Source organism: Streptomyces sp. NPDC055078, from assembly GCF_053607985.1.
Genome location: NZ_JBSGUP010000875.1, coordinates 1 through 2,822, shown reverse-complemented (window position 1 = coordinate 2,822; position 2,822 = coordinate 1). Strand labels below are relative to the sequence as shown.

The following is a 2,822-nucleotide window of genomic DNA, read 5'->3' as shown; positions in this document are numbered from 1 at the left end:
GGTCCGGGGGCAGCGCCCCCGCGAAGCACCCGCGCCTCACCAGGCACCCGCACACCCGGCACCCGGGCCCGCAGGCGCCGCACCCCCGCACCCGGCACCCCGCACCGCACCGCACCCCCCACGCGCCCCGAGGGCCCACCTCACCCCAGCGGCCGCGACACCCGCCCCGACGCCTCATCGATCTCCGTATGCGCCTTCTGCAGCAGCTGAGACGCGAGATCCATCAGCGCCCGCGCGCCCGAGATCTCCTCGCCGACCCGGAGCTGCTCCGCATCGGAGGGGTGACGCTGTGCGGTGCCGTGCCCACGGATCTCCGTCCCGTCCGCGAGCCGCACCAGCGACGCGCACCGGGTGCGGTCGCCCTCCTCGGTGAACTCCGTCTCGATGTGCCATCCGACGAGCGTCTTCATGAGGGATCACCTCCTGCGTTCCACTTCCCAGAGTGCGCCCGCCGCGCGCGGATCACCACCGGCCGGGCCCCGGGCCGCTTCTGATGCTCACCTTTCGGTGAGTACCCCACTAATTAGTCGGTACTTGTCCCGGCTCCGGCCCGCCCCCAGGATCGAGGGAAACCCCTACCGGCCACACCCGTCCAAGGAGCTTCGCCATGTCCGCCGCCCGGCCCTCCGGCGCCCAGCACCCCGTCTCCGTTCTCGGCCTCGGTCTGATGGGTTCCGCCCTCGGCTCCGCGTTCCTGAAGGCGGGCCACACCGTCACCGTCTGGAACCGGACCCCGGCCAAGACCGGCCCTCTCGTCGCCCAGGGCGCTCAGCCCGCGACGACCCCGGCGGACGCTGTCGCGGCGAGCGATCTCGTAGTCCTGTGCCTGGTGGACAACATCAGCACCCGGGAGATCTTCGACGCCGTCGGCGGCGGGATGGCGGAAAGACCGGGATGGCGGGAAAGACCGGGATGGCGGGGAAGACCCTGGTGAACCTCGCCAACGGCACCCCGGCCCAGGCACGTGAGCTGGCCGCCTGGGCGGCCGGGCACGGCGCCCGGTATCTCGACGGCGGCATCATGGCCTCGCCCCCGATGATCGCGGGCCCGGACGCGTATGTCTTCTACAGCGGTGACGAGGAGGCGTTCCGGACGTATCAGCCGGCGCTCGCCGCCCTCGGGGGCACGAAGTACACCGGCACCGACCCGGGCTCCGCCGCGATCTACGACATCGCGCTGCTGACCGGTATGTACGGCATGACGATGGGGGTCATGCAAGCGTTCGCCCTCGCCCGTTCGGTCGACATCCCGGCCCACGAACTGGCCGGTCCGCTCACCGAGTGGGTCGCCGCCATGCTCGCCCTCACACCGGACAGCGCCGAGGCCGTCGACTCCGGCGAGCATCTGACCGACCTCTCCAGCATCTCCACCAACCAGGCGGCCCTCCCCAACTTCCTGGCCACCTTCCGGGAGCAGGGCGTCTCCACCGAGTTCATCGAGCCGCTGGCGGCGATGCTGGACCGGGCGATGGAGGAGGGCCACCGGGCGGACGGCCTCACCCGGCTCGTCCCGATGCTCATGACCTAGTACCGCCTCCCCCGACCCGTACGCCCCATGCCTACCAAACGCCCCGCGCCCGCGCGGGCGTTCACCGGGAGCGGCCGGGAGATTTACCCAACACCTATTCACATTGGTCTATACCTTGACTGGGTCACGTCAGCGCGCTTGAGTGGGCGGAACACCCCCCACTACGGCCGGCCCGGGACTCCCCCGCCCCCAACGGGTCTTCCGGGCCAGGCTGTTGACGCACGAAGGAGAGATCTCCGTGCTCAAGCAACGTCTGAGGGCCCTGCTCGTCGCCATCGCGGCGGCCGGCGGCCTCGCGGCGACGGGCCTCATCCCGACCGCCGCCTCTGCCTCCGCCACGGCGGACGAGTGCTCCGCCGCCCCCAACTGGACCTTCGGGGCCAACTACCGGACCGGCGACATCGTCAAGTACACGGACGGCAATTACTACATCGCGGAACACGACAACCCGGGCTGGAACCCCACGGTCAGCACCTGGTACTGGGACCCGTACACCTGTAGCGGCGGTCCCGGCCCCAACCCGACACCCACCCCGACGCCCACCCAGAACCCCAACCCCGGGGACTTCGTGGTGAGCGAGGCGCAGTTCAACCAGATGTTCCCGAACCGGAATCCGTTCTATACGTACGCCGGTCTGAAGGCGGCGCTGGGCGCGTACCCGGCGTTCGCGAACACGGGCAGCGACACGGTGAAGAAGCAGGAGGCCGCGGCCTTCCTCGCCAACATCAGCCATGAGACGGGCGGCCTGGTCCACATCGTGGAGCAGAACACCGCCAACTACCCGCACTACTGCGACCGCAACCAGCCGTACGGCTGCCCGGCCGGCCAGGCGGCGTACTACGGCCGCGGCCCCATCCAGCTCAGCTGGAACTTCAACTACAAGGCCGCCGGCGACGCGCTGGGCATCGATCTGCTGAACGACCCCTACAAGGTCGAGCGGGACCCGTCGATCGCCATGCAGACCGCCCTCTGGTACTGGAACACCCAGAAGGGCCCGGGCACGATGACGGGCCACTCGGCGATGGTGAACCAGGCGGGGTTCGGCCAGACGATCTGGTCGATCAACGGCAGCCTGGAGTGCAACGGCGGGAACCCCGCGCAGGTGCAGAGCAGGGTGAACAAGTACACGCAGTTCACACAGCTCCTGGGCGTGCCGACGGGCGGGAACCTGTCCTGCTGAGCCGCTGAGGGGCTCAGCACCCATACGGACGGGGGGGCCGGGGGGCGTACCCCCCCCCCCCGGGGCGGGACCCCCCCACCCCCCACAAAACCCCCCCCCCCCCCCCCACCCCCCC

4 protein-coding genes are annotated in these 2,822 nt (G+C 70.6%); 3 read left to right on the top strand and 1 reads right to left on the bottom strand.

The features are described from left to right. Positions 1-140 precede the first annotated feature (140 nt). Complete coding sequence (locus tag ACWF94_RS38020; RefSeq protein WP_453499444.1) at positions 141-410, bottom strand: DUF1876 domain-containing protein; 270 nt, start codon at positions 408-410, stop codon at positions 141-143. Between the two features lie 197 nt (positions 411-607). On the opposite strand from ACWF94_RS38020, the gene ACWF94_RS38015 reads away from it, so the two are divergent. The 3 genes from ACWF94_RS38015 (at position 608) to ACWF94_RS38005 (ending at position 2,707) form a co-directional block, all read left to right on the top strand. Further along, positions 608-934: an NAD(P)-binding domain-containing protein gene (locus tag ACWF94_RS38015; protein ID WP_453499442.1), complete on the top strand. Its 327-nt coding sequence runs from the start codon at positions 608-610 to the stop codon at positions 932-934. Continuing rightward, positions 895-1,527: an imine reductase family protein gene (locus tag ACWF94_RS38010; protein WP_453499440.1), complete on the top strand. Its 633-nt coding sequence runs from the start codon at positions 895-897 to the stop codon at positions 1,525-1,527. The genes ACWF94_RS38015 and ACWF94_RS38010 overlap by 40 nt, the downstream gene beginning before the upstream one ends. Positions 1,528-1,765: 238 nt before the next feature. Continuing rightward, positions 1,766-2,707: a glycoside hydrolase family 19 protein gene (locus tag ACWF94_RS38005; RefSeq protein ID WP_453499438.1), complete on the top strand. Its 942-nt coding sequence runs from the start codon at positions 1,766-1,768 to the stop codon at positions 2,705-2,707. The last annotated feature ends 115 nt before the right edge of the window (positions 2,708-2,822 follow it).